Source organism: Comamonas antarctica, from assembly GCF_013363755.1.
GTDB lineage: Bacteria > Pseudomonadota > Gammaproteobacteria > Burkholderiales > Burkholderiaceae_C > Comamonas > Comamonas antarctica.
The window spans coordinates 1,874,007-1,889,810 of the sequence record NZ_CP054840.1 but is presented as its reverse complement, the minus strand read 5'-3'; the positions used below and the strand labels follow the sequence as shown (position 1 = coordinate 1,889,810).

Sequence of the window (15,804 nt, the reverse complement as noted above, 5' to 3'; positions counted from 1 at the left end):
TCTCAGGAATGCGCCGCCTGCATGCGGTGGCGCGGCTCATGCAGCTTCCAGACCATGATCAGGGACAGCGTCTTGACCAGCAGCGCCAGCCAGAAGATCAGGTGGTAGCCGAAATAGGTGGCAATGACGCCGCCCAGCAGCGGGCCCAGGGCCATCATCAGATGCGATGCGGTGTCGGACACCGCGATCAGCATCGGCAGTTCATGCGACTTGCCGAACTCGAGCACGAAGTTGCTGGACGCCACCTGGTAGCCGCCAAAGCCCGCGCCCAGGCCGCAGAAGGCAATGACGAACACCGGCAGCGAGGCGCCGCAGATCAGCAGCAGCGTGGCGCCCCCCCATAGCGCCATGCTCAGCAAAAAGACCAGCCGGTAGCCCCGCGCATCGGCAATCCTTCCCCACAACAGGTTGCTGATGGTCTGCGACAGCAGGAAGGCCAGCGAAAAATAGCCCAGCGTCGCGCCCGACAAGCTCACATACTGGCCCGCATACAGCACATAGAACGGCACCGCCACGGTGCCCAGCGCGCCCAGCGCGCGCGCATAGAAGAACTTGCGGTAGTCGTCGTCGCCCTTGAGCAGCGCCGGAATTTCGGCGACGCGCTGGCGAAAGCCCGCGGACTTCTTGCGCACCGTGAGCGACTTGGGCTCGCGCACGAAAGTCAGCGCGCTGATACCGATGCTGGTCAGGATGAACGCCAGCATGAATGTCGAGCCGTAACCATTGCCGAAGGCGTTGCTGCCCACCAGGTATTCGCCGCCCACATAGGCCACGCCCGCGGCGATCAGCCCGCCGAGGAAATTGCGCAGGCCGATCAGCCTGCCGCGCTGGTTGGTGGGAATCACCTTGGACATCAGGAAGTTGAACGCCACGCCCTGCATGCCGCCGAAGAAGCCAAACAGCGCCAGGAACACACAGGCCAGCACCAGCGCGGTGTGGCCGCTGAAGAAAAAGGTGCTCAGCGCGAGGCAGAAGATCTGCAGGCGCATCATCCAGCCCACCGAGTACACGACCTTCATCACCTGCTCGCGGTGCTCGATCAGCGTGGCGCTCCAGATCGAGGACATGGCCATGCCGATGAACTGCGCCCCGAGCGCCAGACCCACGGCGACCTTCGAGCCGGACAGCAGGAAGATGTAGGCCGGCACGAAGGTCGGCGCATGCATCAGCTTGAATCCCGTCAAGCCCAGCATGCCGTGCGCCAGGTTGGCGAGGAAATTGCGTGGCAGGTCGCGCTGCACCTGCGCCTGGTAGGCCTGCTCCTGCTGCGTCAGCTCGGGCGGCGATGAAAGTGCGGACGGGCTGCTCATGGCAAGGCCGCTGTGGGGAAAGCAACGGCGTAGGACAGGCAGGCCTTCGCGGGGTTGGCCGCATCGCTGCCCACTATCACGCGCACCGACTGCAGCCATGGCGGCTGCTCGCGCGTGCAGACCGTCACCGGGTTGCGCAGCGCGCTGAACTCCTGGGCCAGCATGGCGTAATGCGCCGCGTATTCGGGTGGCCGCGCGTCGGTCGCGAGTTCGGCCAGCGCAAAAGGATCGGGAGTCTGCGTGGACGCGGCGGGCACCAGTGGAATATAGGGCGATGCCGAAGCACTGCTGCCGGCTAGGCCCGGGCCGTCCAGCAGCACCGCGCCACGGACCTTTTTCGGCCGGGCTCCGGCAATCAGCAGCGCGATGTACGCGCCAAGCCCGCGGCCGCACACCGTGGCGGCGCCGGTGTGCCCCAGCGCGATGTCCACATCGCCCATCAGCACCTCGCAGCTGTAGCCGCCGCCGGCCGGAATCGACGAGGCGCCATGGCCCGTGAAGTCCAGCGCGTAGACCGCGCCCGGCCAGGCGGCGTAGAGGCCCGCTGGATGCGCACGCGCGGACTCCCCGAGCCCGTGGAGCAGCAGCAGCGGATGGCTTTCGGGACTCTGGGCGGGCCGCAGGCAATGCAGCGCGAGGCGCACGCGGCCGTGCTGTAGGTAGTGGGTCATGGGCGCAGGAAGTCAAGAATGAGATCGGCGGTCTGCCGCGGACGTTCGATGTGGATGAAGTGGCCGGTATCCGCCATGGCGATGGCCTGCGCCGAAGCCGGCAGATAGCCGATCAGGTCTTCGAGCTTGCAGTCCCAGCCCATGGGCTCGTCGATGGTGCTGAACAGCGCCAGCAGCGGCACGGGAAAGCCCGGCAGCCGGTCGGTCATCCAGCGCGAACGCATCACGCCAAAGCCGCCGGGCCGGATGGCGGGATCGAGTTTCCAGCGCCAGCCGTCGGGCTGCTCATAGGCGCCCTTGCTCACCAGATAGCAGAGCCATTCGTGGCTCAGGCGCGGGTTCAAGCGCGCCCGGCGCGCGGCCAGCGCCTGCAGTTCGCCGGGCTTGCGCTCCGATTCCGGCGAGACATGGCGATGGTCAAGCCACTTCGCTATCACCTCGGGTGTCATGTAACGCCGTTCATGCATGGCCGTGTCCGGATGCGGACTGCGAAACGGCATGCCGTCGATGCAGGCAAAGCGCGTGAAACGGTGCGGCAGGGCCTCGATCGCATGGATCAGCAGCGAGCCGCCCTTGCTGTGGCCGATCACCGGCATGGGCTGCTTCGACACCGCATCGGCCACGCACAGCAGATCGCGCTCATCGGCAACCCATCCGTAGAGCGCCGCCGGCGACGAATCGCCATGCCCGCGGTGGTCATACGAGACCACGCGATAGCCGCCATCGGCAATCAAGGGCGCAAATACATCGAAAGTGCGCGCGAAGTCCAGCGCCCCATGCACCAGCAGCACGGGTGGCGCATCCGGCGCGCCCCACTCGTAGGTGGCGATCTTCACGCCGAACACGTCGACCTGGCCCTGCCGGTCCGGCGGCCGGGCCCCGGGGTAGCGGTGAAAAGCCAGCTCGTCCTGCAGCACCCCAGCCTGGGCCTCGTCCTGCACCTCTGTTTCCTGGATTCCCGACATCTGCGCTCCTCTTTGTCAGCCCGCGCCACACCCTGCTTCAAAGGTATGGGAATGGTCGCTTCAATTAATGACAACTCATCGCCAAGCATTGCCTCAACAAAAACAACGGCTTATCAAACAAAAAAGCCTAGAAAAAGAACTTATTGGTATGGAATATTTTTTATTAGAACTTTCGGTATGCATGAATGCTAGCACAAAGAAAAAATCACCGCACACCTGCTCGAAGCCACCAAAAAGCGCACAGAAAAGCGGTGCAAGCAAGCCGGAGACGCATCCAACAAGGGTTTTCCAGCACTTAGCCAAGAACCTCCTAGTGTTTACGGTATGCACGAAAACCCTTGGGTAAAAACCCTGGCGCAAGCCAAGAAATAGCCAAATCTCTCTCTGAAAACCATTAACAAACAGTGCAGTACAAAGAGAAAAGCCGCTTCCAAATATTTGTTTGATCGTTTTAGTGTTTTGAGTATGATCGATCGCAGGCTGGGGAAATGCCTCGAAGAAACGCTGTCGGCGAGTCAAGCAAAAGGTAACAAGACGTCAAAAAAACGCCTTGCCACTCTCATACCGCCATTTCCAAGCCAGGCCCCAAGGCGTCGAAGAACGGGCCGGAATGCCTTGAACCAAGTCGATTCGAAATTTGAGTACAGGAGACATATGGTGCGAAACGCAATCACCGATCCACTCGGACAACCGCCCTTCGACCGGCCCGCCCAATGGCAGCGGCCAGGCAAGCGCCCTATTTCCACGGGGAGCCACTGATGCACACCTATGTACTGCGCCGCTTGCTGGCGCTGCTGCCCACGATGCTGATTGCCAGCATCATCGTGTTCGTGATCGTGCGCATGGTGCCCGGCGATGTCGTCGACCTGATGCTCAGCCAGAACGACGCCGGCTCGAACAAGCTGACCCGCGAGCAACTGCTGCAAACCCTGGGGCTCGACCAGCCGCTGTGGCGGCAGTACGGCGTCTGGATCAGCCGGCTGCTGTTCCATGCCGATCTCGGCGACTCGCTGTGGCAGGGCGATTCGGTGGTGAGCATGATTGCCGAGCGCTTGCCGGTGACCTTCGAGCTGGGCTTGCTGGCCATCCTGATCGCGCTGACCGTGGCCATTCCGATCGGCGTCTATTCCGCGGTCAAGCAGGACACGGCGGGTGACTATGCGACGCGTTCGTTCTCGCTTTTGATGCTGGCCGTACCCAGCTTTTGGATCGGCACGATGGTCACCGTGTTTCCCTCGATCTGGTGGGGCTGGTCGCCCGAAATCCATTTCACGCCGTTTTCCGAAGACCCCTGGGCCAACCTGCAGCAGATGCTGATTCCCGCCGTGATCCTGGGCCTGTCGCTGTCGGCGATCACCATGCGCATGACCCGCACCATGATGCTCGAGGTGCTGCGCCAGGACTACATCCGCACCGCGCGCGCCAAGGGCCTGAGCGAGATGCTGATCCTGGTGCGGCATGCCGTTCGCAACGCGCTGATCCCGGTGATCACGCTGATCGGCAGCCAGGCGCCGGTCTTGATCGGCGGAGCAGTGATCCTCGAGCAGATCTTCGTGCTGCCCGGCATGGGCCTGCTGCTGCTGGACGCCGTGAACCAGCGCGACTACCCCGTGGTCACGGGCGTGTTCTTTGTCGTCGGCATCAGCGTGATGCTCATCAACCTGGTCGTCGATCTGAGCTACGGCCTGATCGATCCCAAGGTCCGCCAACGCTAACGGAGGCAAGCCATGAAAACCCAGGCCATTTCGCTCTCGGCAGCTCCCAAGGCCGCCGCCTCCCGCCCACCCGGCGCGCTGCGCCGCTTCGTGCGCAAGCTGTTCCGCGAGAAGCGGCTGGGCGCCGCGGGGGCCGTGGTCGCGCTGTTCTTCCTGCTGGTCGGCCTCTTTGCCGACGTCCTGGCACCCTATGGCATGAACGAGGTCGACATGGCCGCGCGCATGCATGCCCCCTCGTGGGCCCACCCGTTCGGCACCGACAACCTGGGCCGCGACCTGCTGTCGCGCTGCATCTACGGCGCGCAGATCTCGGTGGTCATCGGGCTGTCGGTGGCCATGATCTCCACGGTCCTGTCGGCGCTGATCGGCATCGTCTCGGGCTACTTCGGCGGCAAGCTCGACATGCTGATCCAGCGCTTCGTCGATGCCTGGATGAGCTTTCCCGGCCTGGTCGTGCTGATCGTCGTGGCCTCGGTGTTCGGCTCGGGCATCACGCAGATCATCCTGACGCTGGGACTGCTGATCGGCATCGGCGGCTCGCGCATCGTGCGCAGCGCCGTGGTCTCGGTGCGGGAAGACATGTACATCCATGCCGCGAAGTCCATGGGCGCCTCGGCGCCGCGCATCCTCTGGCGCCATGTGCTGCCCAACGTGGTTCCGCCGCTGATCGTGCTGTTCTCCTCGAGCGTGGGCACCGCCATCCTGGCCGAATCGGGCCTGTCCTTCCTGGGCCTGGGCGTGCCGCCGCCGCATCCCACCTGGGGCGGCATGCTTTCGGGCAACGGCCGCACCTACATGCTGCAAGGCCCGTGGCTGGCGCTGGCCCCGGGCATCTGCCTGACCCTCGTGGTCTACGCCATCAACGTCTTCGGCGACGCCCTGCGCGACATGCTCGACCCGCGCATGCGCGGCACCCGCTGAGCCCTGCCCCGCCCCACCCCCCACCAGGAGACAAGAATGCACAGCACACCGTTCACGACCCCGACCCGCATGGCATGCGCCCTGGCGCTGGCAGGTGCAGCCTGCAGCGCCCTGGCCCAGGGCGAGGCGCCCAAGTACGGCGGCACGCTCAACTTCGCCAGCAGCAGCGCGGGCGTGACCACGCTGTCGTGGGACCTGGCCGACTGGCAGGCCACGCTGCAGACACGCGATACCGGCCAGTTCTACGAGCAGCTGTTTGCGGTGGACCTGTCCAAGGCCAAGAGCCGCGGCGGCAAGTATCCCTTCACCATCAGCGGCTGGCAGCCCAGCGATGCGGTGCGCGGCGAACTGGCCGAGAGCTGGAGCTGGCCCACGCCGCTGACGCTCGAAGTCAAGCTGCGCCAGGGCGTGAAGTTTCCGGCGAAGAAAAGCGTGATGGACGAACGCGAGCTCGTGGCCGAGGACATCGTCTACAACTTCAACCGCATGAACACCAGCCCCAAGCGCACCCAGGGCTACTACGACCATGTCGACAAGGTCGAGGCCAAGGACAGGCACACGGTGGTGTTCCACTTCAACAAATACATCGCCGACTGGGACTACCGCTTCGGCAACGGCTTCTTTTCCGGCATCGTGCCCAAGGAAGTGGTTGCCGCGGGCGCCGGCAACTGGAAGAACGTCAACGGCACGGGCCCGTTCATGCTGACCAACGTCGCGCAGGGCAACTCGCTGACCTTCAGCAAGAATCCGGTCTACTGGGACAAGCTCACGATCGGCGGCAAGAGCTACCAGCTGCCGTTTGTCGACCGCGTGGTGCACCGCGTGATCAAGGACGACTCGACCCAGCAGTCGGCGCTGCGCACCGGCAAGATCGACATCCTGTCCTCGATCCCGTGGGAGGCCGCCAGGGAGCTGAAGAAAAGCACGCCGCAATTGCAGTGGAACCGCTGGCTCACCACGGCCGCGCCCCGCGTCGCGCTGCGCGTCGACGCCAAGCCCTTCAACGATGTTCGCGTGCGCCGCGCGCTGAACATGGCCGTCAACAAGCAGGAGATCGTCGACAAGTTCTATGGCGGCGAGGCCGCGCTGTTCACCTTCCCCATGCATCCCGAATACGTGGGCTACCACAAGCCGCTGAACGAACAGCCGGCTTCGGTGCAGGAGCTGTTCAAGTACGACCCGGCCAAGGCCAGGAAGCTGCTGGCCGAGGCCGGCTATCCCAACGGCTTCGCCTTCAAGATGCAGATCTGCAGCTGCAACGTCGAGTCGATGGAGCTGATGCCGCTGGTCGCGGCCTATCTCGAAGGCGTGGGCGTGAAGATGGAGATCACGCCCATGGAATACGGCGCGCACCTGTCGGCCATGACCAGCCACACCAATGCCGCCGGCTACCTGACGGCCATTCCCGATGTCAATCCGACCACGTCGCTGCGCATCAACTTCGGCAAGGACCAGGTCTACAACGCGCCGATGATGAACGACCCCAAATTCGACGCGCGCGTCGCCGAAGCCAATGGCGAGCGCGACGAAGCCAAGCGCCAGCAGATGCTGCGCGAGCTCACCACCCAGGTGCTGGACCAGGCGCCCGCGATCTGGATGCCCGCGCCCTACCGCTACACCGCCTGGTGGCCGTGGGTGAAGAACTACGGCGGCGAGATGTTCGTCGGCGCGGGCCGCTTCGCGCCCATCCATGCCCAGCTGTGGATCGACCAGGAGCTGAAGAAAAAGATGGGCTTCTGACGGCGCCCGCGCACTTCCACCCCCTTTCGACCCAGAGGCACAACATGGCAACTCCGGTATTGCAGGTGAGGAACCTCACGACGCGCTTTCGCACCGAGCATGGCGAGGTCACGGCCGTCGACAACGTCAGCTTCGAAGTCAACGCCGGCGAGACGCTGGCCATCGTCGGCGAATCGGGCTCGGGCAAGAGCGTGACCTCGATGTCCATCCTCGGCCTGATCCCCAGCCCGCCGGGCCGCATCGAGCAGGGCGAGATCCTGTTCGAGGGCGAGGACCTGCTCAAGCTCAACGCCGCGCAGATGCGGCGCATCCGCGGCGACCGCATCGCGATGATCTTCCAGGACTCGATGGCCTCGCTCAACCCGTCCATCACCATTGGCAAGCAGATTGCCGAGCCGGTGCAACTGCACCGCCATGTGCCCTGGAGCGCGGCCTACGAGCGCGCCGCCGAGCTGCTGGGCCGGGTGCAGATCCCCGACGCCAAGAGCCGGCTGTCGGCCTACCCGCACCTGTTTTCCGGCGGCATGCGCCAGCGCTCCATGATCGCCATGGCGCTGGCCTGCGAGCCGCGCCTGATCATCGCTGACGAGCCGACCACGGCGCTCGACGTGACGGTGCAGGCGCAGATCCTCGACCTGCTCAAGGAGCTCACGCAGCGCGACCAGACCGCCATGATCCTGATCACCCATGACCTGGGCGTCGTGGCGCGCTATGCCGACCGCGTGGCCGTGATGTATGGCGGACGCATCGTCGAGCAGGGCACGGCGCGCGACATCTTCGAGCAGCCGCAGCATCCCTACACCCAGGGCCTGCTGGCGTCGATTCCGCGCATCGACAGCGACCCGGACCAGCCGCTGCCGGCCATCGAAGGCATGCCGCCCGACCTATCCGCCCTGCCGCCGGGCTGTGCCTTCGCGCCGCGCTGCCCGCGCTCGAGCCGCGACTGCGACGCCGCCCGCCCCGCGCTCACGCGCGTCAAGGACGGCCACAGCAAGGCCTGTTTCAACACCTGAACCGCGGGAGCACGCAATGCAGCAAGAGATTCTCAAAGTCGAAGACCTGAAGATCCACTTCCCGGTGATGGAGGGCGTGATCTTCAGGAAGCAGGTGGCCACCGTGAAGGCCGTCGACGGCGTGTCGTTCTCGGTGCGGCGCGGCGAGACGCTGGGCGTGGTCGGCGAAAGCGGCTGCGGCAAGTCGACCACCGGCCTGGCGCTGATGCACATGCTGCAAGCCACCAGCGGGCGCATCCTGTTCGAAGGCGAGGAAGTCACGCCCGCGAAGCTCAAGCAGTTCCGCAAGCGCGTGCAGATGGTGTACCAGGACCCCTATGGTTCGCTGAACCCGCGCATGAAGGTCAAGGACATCATCGGCGAGCCGCTCGAAGTGCATGGCCTCGACAAGGACCCGGAGAAATACCAGCGCCGCATTGCCGAGCTGCTGCGCATGGTCGGGCTGCTGCCCGACATGGCCGAGCGCTACGCGCACGAGTTTTCTGGCGGCCAGCGCCAGCGCATCGGCATTGCCCGCGCGCTCGCGCTCGAGCCCAGCGTGATCGTCTGCGACGAGCCGGTCTCGGCGCTCGACGTCTCCATCCAGGCGCAGGTCATCAACATCTTCAAGGACCTGCAGCGCCGCCTCGGCCTGACCTATGTGTTCATCGCCCACGACCTGGCCGTGGTGCGCCACATCAGCGACCGCATCGCCGTGATGTACCTGGGCCGCGTGGTCGAAGTCGCGTCGCGCGACGCGCTGTATGCCCAGCCCATGCACCCGTATACCCAGGCGCTGCTGTCGGCCGTGCCCGAAGCCAATGTCGATGCCGAAAGCCGCCGCCAGCGCATTGTGCTCAAGGGCGAGATCCCCAGCCCGCTGCGCGTGCCGCCCGGCTGCCGCTTCCATACGCGCTGCCCGGCAGCCATGGAGCGCTGCAAGGCCGAGGACCCGGCCCTGCAGGAAAGCCCCGGCGGTCATGCCGTGGCCTGCCATCTCTATGCCTGATAGCCCGTTACGACCTGTTTTGAAGGAAACCCGATGGACGCCCAGACCTTTCCCGAGTTCAGCACCAACTATCCGCTGCTGCTGACGACCTTCATGAAGCGGCCCGTGCGCTACTACCCCGACCAGATCGGCGTGGTCTACCGCAACCACGTGAGCGGCGAATACCAGCGCTTCACCTGGCGCGAGTGGCACCAGCGCGTGAGCCGGCTGGCCCACGCACTGCAGCAGCTCGGCATCGCCGGCGGGCAGCCGGGCCGCCTGGGCGACCGCGTCGGCACCATGTCGTACAACACCCACCGCCACCTCGAGCTGTACTACGCCGTGCCCTGCTCCGGCGCGGTGCTGCACCCGATCAACATCCGGCTGTCCGAGGAACACATCGCCTACACCATCGAGCACGCGCACGACAGCGTGATCTTCGTCGACGATGTGGTGCTGCCGCTGCTCGAGAACATCTACGACCGCATCAAGGACACCGTCAAGACCTTTGTCTACATGTCGGACAAGCCCGGCCTGCCGGACACGCGCATTCCCAACCTGATCGAGTACGAGAAGCTGATCGCCGACCAGCCGGCCGCGTTCGACTGGCCCTATCTGCACGAGGACACCATCGCCACGCTGTGCTACACCACGGGCACCACGGGCCAGCCCAAGGGCGCGACCTTCTCGCACCGCCAGCTGTACCTGATGACGCTGCATGGCATGGCGCGCCAGAGCATCGCCAACACGCCCGACTTCGTGCAGGCCGAGCGCCTGGGCGAAAACGCCGTGCCCATGCTCAACACGCCGCTGTTCCACATCCATGGCTGGGGCTCGCCGTTCAGCACCGTGTTCAGCGCGCAGAAGGTCGTGCTGCCCGGCACCTTCACGGTGCGCGGCTTCTGCGAGCTGGTGGAGCGCGAGAAGGTCACCTCGGTGGGCATCGTGCCGACCATTGCCGCGATGCTGCTGGAGTTCAAGGACTTCGACCAGTACGACCTCAGCAGCCTGGTCAATGTCGGCGTCGGCGGCGGCGCGCTGCCGCTGGGCCTCAAGACCAAGCTCGAGAAGGCCCTGCCCAACTTCCGCGCCAGCTCGGGCTACGGCATGACCGAAACCGCGCCCGTGGCCATCGGCGCCTTCGTCAAGAAGCACATGGTGGGCTGGTCCAAGGAAGCGATCGACGAGGTCATGGTCAAGACCGGCCTGCCCTCGCTGGGCCTCGAAGTCGAGGTCATGGACGAGCACGGCAAGCCCGTGCCCTGGGACAACCAGACCGTGGGCGAGATCGTGATCCGCGGGCCCTGGGTCACGCGCGAGTATTACCAGTCGCCCGACAAGACCGCCGAGGTCTGGTATGACGGCTGGTTCCATACCGGCGACATCGCCAAGGTCGATGCCGAAGGCTTCGTGGTCATTGCCGACCGCCTCAAGGATGTGATCCGCAGCGGCGCCGAGATGGTGCCCACGGTGCTGCTCGAGAACCTGATTGCCATGGCCGACTTCGTGCTCGAGGCCATGGTGGTCGGCGTGCCCGATCCGGTCTGGGGCGAGAAGCCGATGGCCGTGGTGAGCCTGCGCCCCGGCATGCAGGCCACCGAGGATGACGTCATCGATTTCCTCGAGGAGCATGGCGTGCAGACCGGCAAGATCACCAAGTGGATGCTGCCCAAGCTGGTGGCGATCACGCCCGACCTCCCCAAGACCAGCGTCGGCAAGTTCAACAAGAAGGCGGTGCGCGAGAACCTCGCGCACTACCTGGCCTTCGCCAGGGACACGGCGCGCCAGCCGGCATAAGCCGCCCGCCCCTCGCGTTCCATCCTCCCCCGTTTTTGCAGCACCGCGTGCCGGTGCGGGGGAGGCGTTTGCCTGAATTTCGCGATTCACCCCGTTTTCATCCAAGGAGCTCCCATGCGCGAAGCAGTGATTGTCTCAACCGCGAGAACCCCGATCGGCAAGGCCTTTCGCGGCGCGTTCAACAACACCCAGGCCCAGGAACTGGGCGCCCATGCGATCTCGCACGCCGTGCAGCGCGCGGGCATCGACCCGGCCGAAGTCGAGGACGTGGTCATGGGCTGCGCCTCGCAGCAGGGCAGCAGCGGCGGCAACACCGCGCGCCAGAGCCTGCTGCGCGCGGGCCTGCCCGTGACCGTATCGGGCATGACCGTCGACCGCATGTGCTCGTCGGGCCTAATGGCGATCGCCACGGCCGCCAAGCAGGTGATGGTCGATGGCATGCAGGTCGTGGTCGGCGGCGGGCTCGAATCGATCTCGCTGGTGCAGGCCGGCAAGCCCAACACCCACCGCGCGCGCGATCCGTGGCTGGTCGAGCACATTCCCGCGCTCTACATGGCGATGATCGAGACCGCCGAGGTCGTGGCCGAGCGCTACGGCATCTCGCGCGAAGCCCAGGACCGCTACGCCGTGCAGTCGCAGGCGCGCACCGCGCAGGCGCAGCGCGAAGGCCGCTTCGCGCAGGAAATCGTGCCCATGACCACGGTCTGCAACGTGACCGACAAGGCCACGGGCGAGGTTTCGCAGCAGACCATCACGCTGTCGCAGGACGAAGGCAACCGTCCCGGCACCAGCTACGAAGACCTGGCCAAGCTCAAGCCGGTGTTCAAGGACGGCCAGCGCATCCAGGAAGGCCGCTTCATCACCGCCGGCAATGCCTCGCAGCTGTCCGACGGCTCCTCGGCCATGGTGTTGATGGAAGGCGCCGAGGCCCAGCGGCGCGGCCTGCAGGCGCTGGGCGCGTACCGCGGCATGGCCGTGGCCGGCTGCAACCCCGACGAGATGGGCATCGGCCCGGTGTTTGCCATCCCCAAGCTGCTCAAGCAGCACGGCCTGCGCATGGAGGACATCGGCATCTGGGAACTCAACGAGGCCTTTGCCTCGCAGGTGCTGTACTGCCGCGACAAGCTGCGCATTCCCGACGAGCGGCTCAACGTCTCGGGCGGCTCGATCTCGATCGGCCACCCGTTCGGCATGTCCGGCGCGCGCATGGCCGGGCATGTGCTGATCGAAGGCAAGCGCCGCGGCGCGAAGTACGGCGTCGTGACCATGTGCGTCGGCGGCGGCATGGGTGCGGCCGGCCTGTTTGAAATCTACTGAGGAGGCATGCGATGAGCGCGATCAATTCCGTGACGCAACTGCGCACCGACGGCAACGTGGGTGTGATATCCATCAATTTTCCGCCGGTCAACGCGCTGTCGGCCGCGGTGCGCGACGGCATCCATGGCGCGATGCAGGCCGCGCTGCAGGAGCCGGCCATCGAGGCCATCGTGCTGATCTGCGAAGGCAGCACCTTCATTGCCGGCGCCGACATCACCGAGTTCGGCAAGCCGCCCGCGGGCGCGAGCCTGGGCGAGGTCCAGCGCATTGTCGAGGAATCGGCCAAGCCGGTGGTGGCGGCCATCCATGGCACGGCGCTGGGCGGCGGCCTGGAGGTGGCGCTGGTGTGCCACTGGCGCATTGCCGTGCCCTCGGCGCGGCTGGGCCTGCCCGAAGTCAACATCGGGCTGCTGCCGGGCGCGGGCGGCACGCAGCGGCTGCCGCGCATCGTCGGCGTGGAAAAGGCGCTGGAAATGATGACCTCGGGCAGCCCGGTGAAGGCGGCCGAGGCGCTGGAGATCGGCTTGATCGACGAACTCGCGCCCGAAGGCGGCCTGCAGGCCGCGGCCGTGGCACTGGCGCGGCGCGTGGTGGCCGAGAAGCGCCCGCTGCGCAAGGTGCGCGAGCAAAACGACAAGGTCCTGGCCGCACGCGGCCAACCCGCGCTCTTTGAGAAATTCCGCAGCGCCAATGCGCGCAAGTTCCGCGGCCTGGCGGCACCCGAGAAGATCATCCAGTGCGTCGAAGCCGCGGTGAACCTGCCCATCGACGAAGGCCTGCAGCTCGAACGCAAGCTGTTCCTGGAACTGATGCAGGGCCCGCAGTCGGCCGCGCTGCGCTACTACTTCTTTGCCTCGCGCCAGGCCTGGCAGGTGCCGGGCCTGCCCAAGGACACGCCCATCCTGCCGGTCGAGACCGTGGGCATCCTGGGCGCGGGCACGATGGGCGCGGGCATCGCGATGAACTTCCTCAACGCCGGCATTCCGGTGCATATCGTCGAGACGCGCCAGGAGGCGCTCGACCGGGGCCTGGCCACCATCCGCAAGAACTACGAGAACACGGCGAAAAAGGGCCGGCTCCAGCCCGAGGACATTGAAAAGCGCATGGCGCTGCTGACGGGTTCGCTCGAGCTGCAGCAGCTGGCCGATGTCGATCTGGTGATCGAAGCCGTGTTCGAGAACATGGAGGTCAAGAAGGACATCTTCAAACGCCTGGACCAGACCTGCAAGGCCGGCGCCATCCTGGCTTCCAACACCTCGGCGCTCGACCTCAACGAGATCGCCTCGGCCACCACGCGCCCCGAGTCGGTCATCGGCCTGCACTTCTTCTCGCCGGCCAATGTGATGAAGCTGCTCGAAGTGGTACGCGGCGCGCACACCAGCGACAGCGTCATTGCCACTTCGATGCAGCTGGCGAAGCGCATCGGCAAGGTCGCGGTGCTGGTCGGCGTCTGCCCGGGCTTTGTCGGCAACCGCATCCTGGCCCAGCGCCAGCGCGAAGCCAACGCCCTGATCATGGAAGGCGCGATGCCCTGGGCCGTGGACCGCGTGCTCTACCAGTTCGGCTTCCCCATGGGGCCTTTTGCCATGAGCGACCTCGCCGGGCTGGACCTGGGCTGGAACAAGGAGAAATCGAGCTCGTCGACGCTGCGCGAGGTGCTTTGCGAAATGGACCGCCGCGGCCAGAAATCGGGTGCGGGTTTCTATGACTACGATGAAAAGCGCACGGCCGTGCCATCGCAATTGGTCGAGCAGACCATTGCCGATTTCGCGAAGAAAAAGGGATATTCCACGCGCGAAGTCAGCGACGAGGAGATTCTCGAGCGCTGCATTTATCCCATGATCAACGAAGGCGCGAAGATTCTCGAGGAAGGCATGGCCTTGCGCGCCTCGGATATCGATGTGGTCTGGGTCAATGGCTACGGCTGGCCCATCCACCGCGGCGGCCCGATGTTCCATGGCGACCAGGTAGGCCTCGACAAGGTGCTCGCCAAGATGCAGGAATTCGAACGGCAACTGGGCCCGCAATTCAAGCCCGCCAAACTGCTCGAAGAACTGGCCGGCAGCGGGCGCAAATTCAGCGACCTCAAACCAGCGCGCTGATTTAAATCATTTTCAAGCAAGGCAAATGCATGGCTTTGAGGCCATGCAGCGGGGATTCACGTTCTTTTTTCACCAGGAGCCTATTATGGACCTCGAATATAAACCGGAAGATCTGCAGTTTCGTGATGAAGTCCGGCAGTTCTTCAAAGACCATTTGCCCAGCGAGCTGAGCGAGAAAGTCCGAAAGCGCCGGCATATGCAGCGCGAGGATGCCGTGCGTTGGCACAAGATATTGGCCGAGAAAGGCTGGATCGCCCCGGGCTGGCCCGTCAAATATGGCGGTACGGGCTGGAGCTCGATGCAGCGCCACATCTGGGCCGAGGAATATGCCAAGGCCTATGCGCCGCCGACGCTGTCGTTCGGCCTGAATCTGCTGGCGCCGGTGCTGCTGGGATTTGCCAGCGAGGAACAAAAGCAGCATTTCCTGCCGCGCATCTACCACGCCGAGGACTGGTGGTGCCAGGGCTATTCCGAGCCGGGTGCGGGCTCCGACCTGGCCTCGCTCAACACCCGCGCGGTGCGCGAGGGCGACTTCTACATCGTCAACGGCCAGAAGACCTGGACCACGCTGGGCCAGCATGCCGACTGGATCTTCTGCCTGGTGCGCACCAGCACCGAAGGCACCAAGCAGACCGGCATTTCCTTTCTGCTGATCGACATGAAGACGCCGGGCATCACGGTGCGTCCGATCATCACCATGGACGAGACCCACGAGGTCAACGAAGTCTTCTTCGACAACGTCAAGGTGCCGGTGGCCAATCTGGTGGGTGAGGAGAACAAGGGCTGGACCTATGCCAAATACCTGCTGGGCCATGAACGCACCGGCATTGCCGCGATCGGCAACTCCAAACGCGAGCTCAAGGTGCTCAAGCGCCTGGCGCTGTCCAAGCAGCTCGATGGCGCACCGCTGCTGCAGGACCCGCAGTTCGCAGCGCGCGTGGCGGACATTGAAATCGAGCTGATGGCGCTGGAGATGACCGCGCTGGCGCTGGTGGCCGACGGCGCCAGCAGCAAGATCGGTCCCGAGGCCTCGATGCTCAAAGTGAAGGGCACGGAAATCTCCCAGGCCATCAGCGAAATGCTGCTGGAAGCCAGCGGCCCCGCGGGACTGGCGTTCGATCCCGATTATCTGCACAACCGCAAGGATTCGAGCGACTCGGGCGAGGACGCGCTCGCGGCTTTGGCGCCGCATTACTTCAACCTGCGCAAGATCACCATTTTCGGTGGTTCGAACGAAGTGCAGCGCAATGTGATTTCCAAAATGATTCTGGGCCTGTAAGGAGACC

12 protein-coding genes are annotated in these 15,804 nt (G+C 65.0%); 9 read left to right on the top strand and 3 right to left on the bottom strand.

All coding sequences use genetic code 11. The features are described from left to right. Positions 1-2 precede the first annotated feature (2 nt). The 3 genes from HUK68_RS09015 to HUK68_RS09005 are packed head-to-tail and all read right to left on the bottom strand — an operon-like array spanning position 3 to position 2,946. Complete coding sequence (locus HUK68_RS09015) at positions 3-1,310, bottom strand: MFS transporter (RefSeq protein ID WP_175503892.1); 1,308 nt, start codon at positions 1,308-1,310, stop codon at positions 3-5. Further along, on the bottom strand, positions 1,307-1,981 hold the full coding sequence (locus HUK68_RS09010; protein WP_175503891.1) for an alpha/beta fold hydrolase: 675 nt from the start codon (positions 1,979-1,981) through the stop codon (positions 1,307-1,309). Before HUK68_RS09010 ends, HUK68_RS09015 begins: the two co-directional genes overlap by 4 nt. Next, the gene (locus HUK68_RS09005) at positions 1,978-2,946 is read right to left on the bottom strand and encodes an alpha/beta fold hydrolase (RefSeq protein ID WP_175503890.1); all 969 of its coding nucleotides are present in this window, start codon (positions 2,944-2,946) and stop codon (positions 1,978-1,980) included. The genes HUK68_RS09010 and HUK68_RS09005 overlap by 4 nt, the downstream gene beginning before the upstream one ends. Before the next feature lie 758 nt (positions 2,947-3,704). On the opposite strand from HUK68_RS09005, the gene HUK68_RS09000 reads away from it, so the two are divergent. The 9 genes from HUK68_RS09000 (at position 3,705) to HUK68_RS08960 (ending at position 15,797) form a co-directional block, all read left to right on the top strand. Next, the gene (locus HUK68_RS09000) at positions 3,705-4,661 is read left to right on the top strand and encodes an ABC transporter permease (protein ID WP_175503889.1); all 957 of its coding nucleotides are present in this window, start codon (positions 3,705-3,707) and stop codon (positions 4,659-4,661) included. 12 nt (positions 4,662-4,673) lie between these two features. Next, positions 4,674-5,582, top strand: a complete 909-nt coding sequence (locus tag HUK68_RS08995) for an ABC transporter permease (RefSeq protein ID WP_175503888.1) — start codon at positions 4,674-4,676, stop codon at positions 5,580-5,582. Positions 5,583-5,618: 36 nt separating this feature from the next. After that, positions 5,619-7,322, top strand: coding sequence for an ABC transporter substrate-binding protein (locus tag HUK68_RS08990; RefSeq protein ID WP_244146295.1), 1,704 nt, complete (start codon positions 5,619-5,621; stop codon positions 7,320-7,322). Positions 7,323-7,366: 44 nt separating this feature from the next. Continuing rightward, complete coding sequence (locus HUK68_RS08985; protein ID WP_175503887.1) at positions 7,367-8,335, top strand: ABC transporter ATP-binding protein; 969 nt, start codon at positions 7,367-7,369, stop codon at positions 8,333-8,335. A gap of 16 nt (positions 8,336-8,351) precedes the next feature. After that, the gene (locus HUK68_RS08980; protein ID WP_175503886.1) at positions 8,352-9,323 is read left to right on the top strand and encodes an ABC transporter ATP-binding protein; all 972 of its coding nucleotides are present in this window, start codon (positions 8,352-8,354) and stop codon (positions 9,321-9,323) included. A gap of 33 nt (positions 9,324-9,356) precedes the next feature. Beyond that, positions 9,357-11,099 carry a long-chain-fatty-acid--CoA ligase gene (locus tag HUK68_RS08975; protein ID WP_175503885.1) on the top strand — a complete coding sequence of 581 codons (1,743 nt, stop codon included), beginning with the start codon at positions 9,357-9,359 and terminating at the stop codon, positions 11,097-11,099. 114 nt (positions 11,100-11,213) lie between these two features. Further along, positions 11,214-12,416, top strand: a complete 1,203-nt coding sequence (locus HUK68_RS08970; RefSeq protein WP_175503884.1) for an acetyl-CoA C-acyltransferase — start codon at positions 11,214-11,216, stop codon at positions 12,414-12,416. Between the two features lie 11 nt (positions 12,417-12,427). After that, positions 12,428-14,518, top strand: a complete 2,091-nt coding sequence (locus HUK68_RS08965) for a 3-hydroxyacyl-CoA dehydrogenase NAD-binding domain-containing protein (protein WP_175503883.1) — start codon at positions 12,428-12,430, stop codon at positions 14,516-14,518. 85 nt (positions 14,519-14,603) lie between these two features. Then, on the top strand, positions 14,604-15,797 hold the full coding sequence (locus HUK68_RS08960) for an acyl-CoA dehydrogenase family protein (protein WP_175503882.1): 1,194 nt from the start codon (positions 14,604-14,606) through the stop codon (positions 15,795-15,797). The last annotated feature ends 7 nt before the right edge of the window (positions 15,798-15,804 follow it).

What these genes read in the sequence shown, in the direction of transcription:
- HUK68_RS08965 (WP_175503883.1), top strand. Translation starts at nt 12,428, where the DNA reads ATGAGCGCGATCAATTCCGTGACGCAACTGCGCACCGACGGCAACGTG.
- HUK68_RS08980 (WP_175503886.1), top strand. Translation starts at nt 8,352, where the DNA reads ATGCAGCAAGAGATTCTCAAAGTCGAAGACCTGAAGATCCACTTCCCG.
- HUK68_RS09000 (WP_175503889.1), top strand. Translation starts at nt 3,705, where the DNA reads ATGCACACCTATGTACTGCGCCGCTTGCTGGCGCTGCTGCCCACGATG.
- HUK68_RS08990 (WP_244146295.1), top strand. Translation starts at nt 5,619, where the DNA reads ATGCACAGCACACCGTTCACGACCCCGACCCGCATGGCATGCGCCCTG.
- HUK68_RS08960 (WP_175503882.1), top strand. Translation starts at nt 14,604, where the DNA reads ATGGACCTCGAATATAAACCGGAAGATCTGCAGTTTCGTGATGAAGTC.
- HUK68_RS09010 (WP_175503891.1), bottom strand. Translation starts at nt 1,981, where the DNA reads ATGACCCACTACCTACAGCACGGCCGCGTGCGCCTCGCGCTGCATTGC.
- HUK68_RS09005 (WP_175503890.1), bottom strand. Translation starts at nt 2,946, where the DNA reads ATGTCGGGAATCCAGGAAACAGAGGTGCAGGACGAGGCCCAGGCTGGG.
- HUK68_RS08975 (WP_175503885.1), top strand. Translation starts at nt 9,357, where the DNA reads ATGGACGCCCAGACCTTTCCCGAGTTCAGCACCAACTATCCGCTGCTG.
- HUK68_RS09015 (WP_175503892.1), bottom strand. Translation starts at nt 1,310, where the DNA reads ATGAGCAGCCCGTCCGCACTTTCATCGCCGCCCGAGCTGACGCAGCAG.
- HUK68_RS08985 (WP_175503887.1), top strand. Translation starts at nt 7,367, where the DNA reads ATGGCAACTCCGGTATTGCAGGTGAGGAACCTCACGACGCGCTTTCGC.
- HUK68_RS08995 (WP_175503888.1), top strand. Translation starts at nt 4,674, where the DNA reads ATGAAAACCCAGGCCATTTCGCTCTCGGCAGCTCCCAAGGCCGCCGCC.
- HUK68_RS08970 (WP_175503884.1), top strand. Translation starts at nt 11,214, where the DNA reads ATGCGCGAAGCAGTGATTGTCTCAACCGCGAGAACCCCGATCGGCAAG.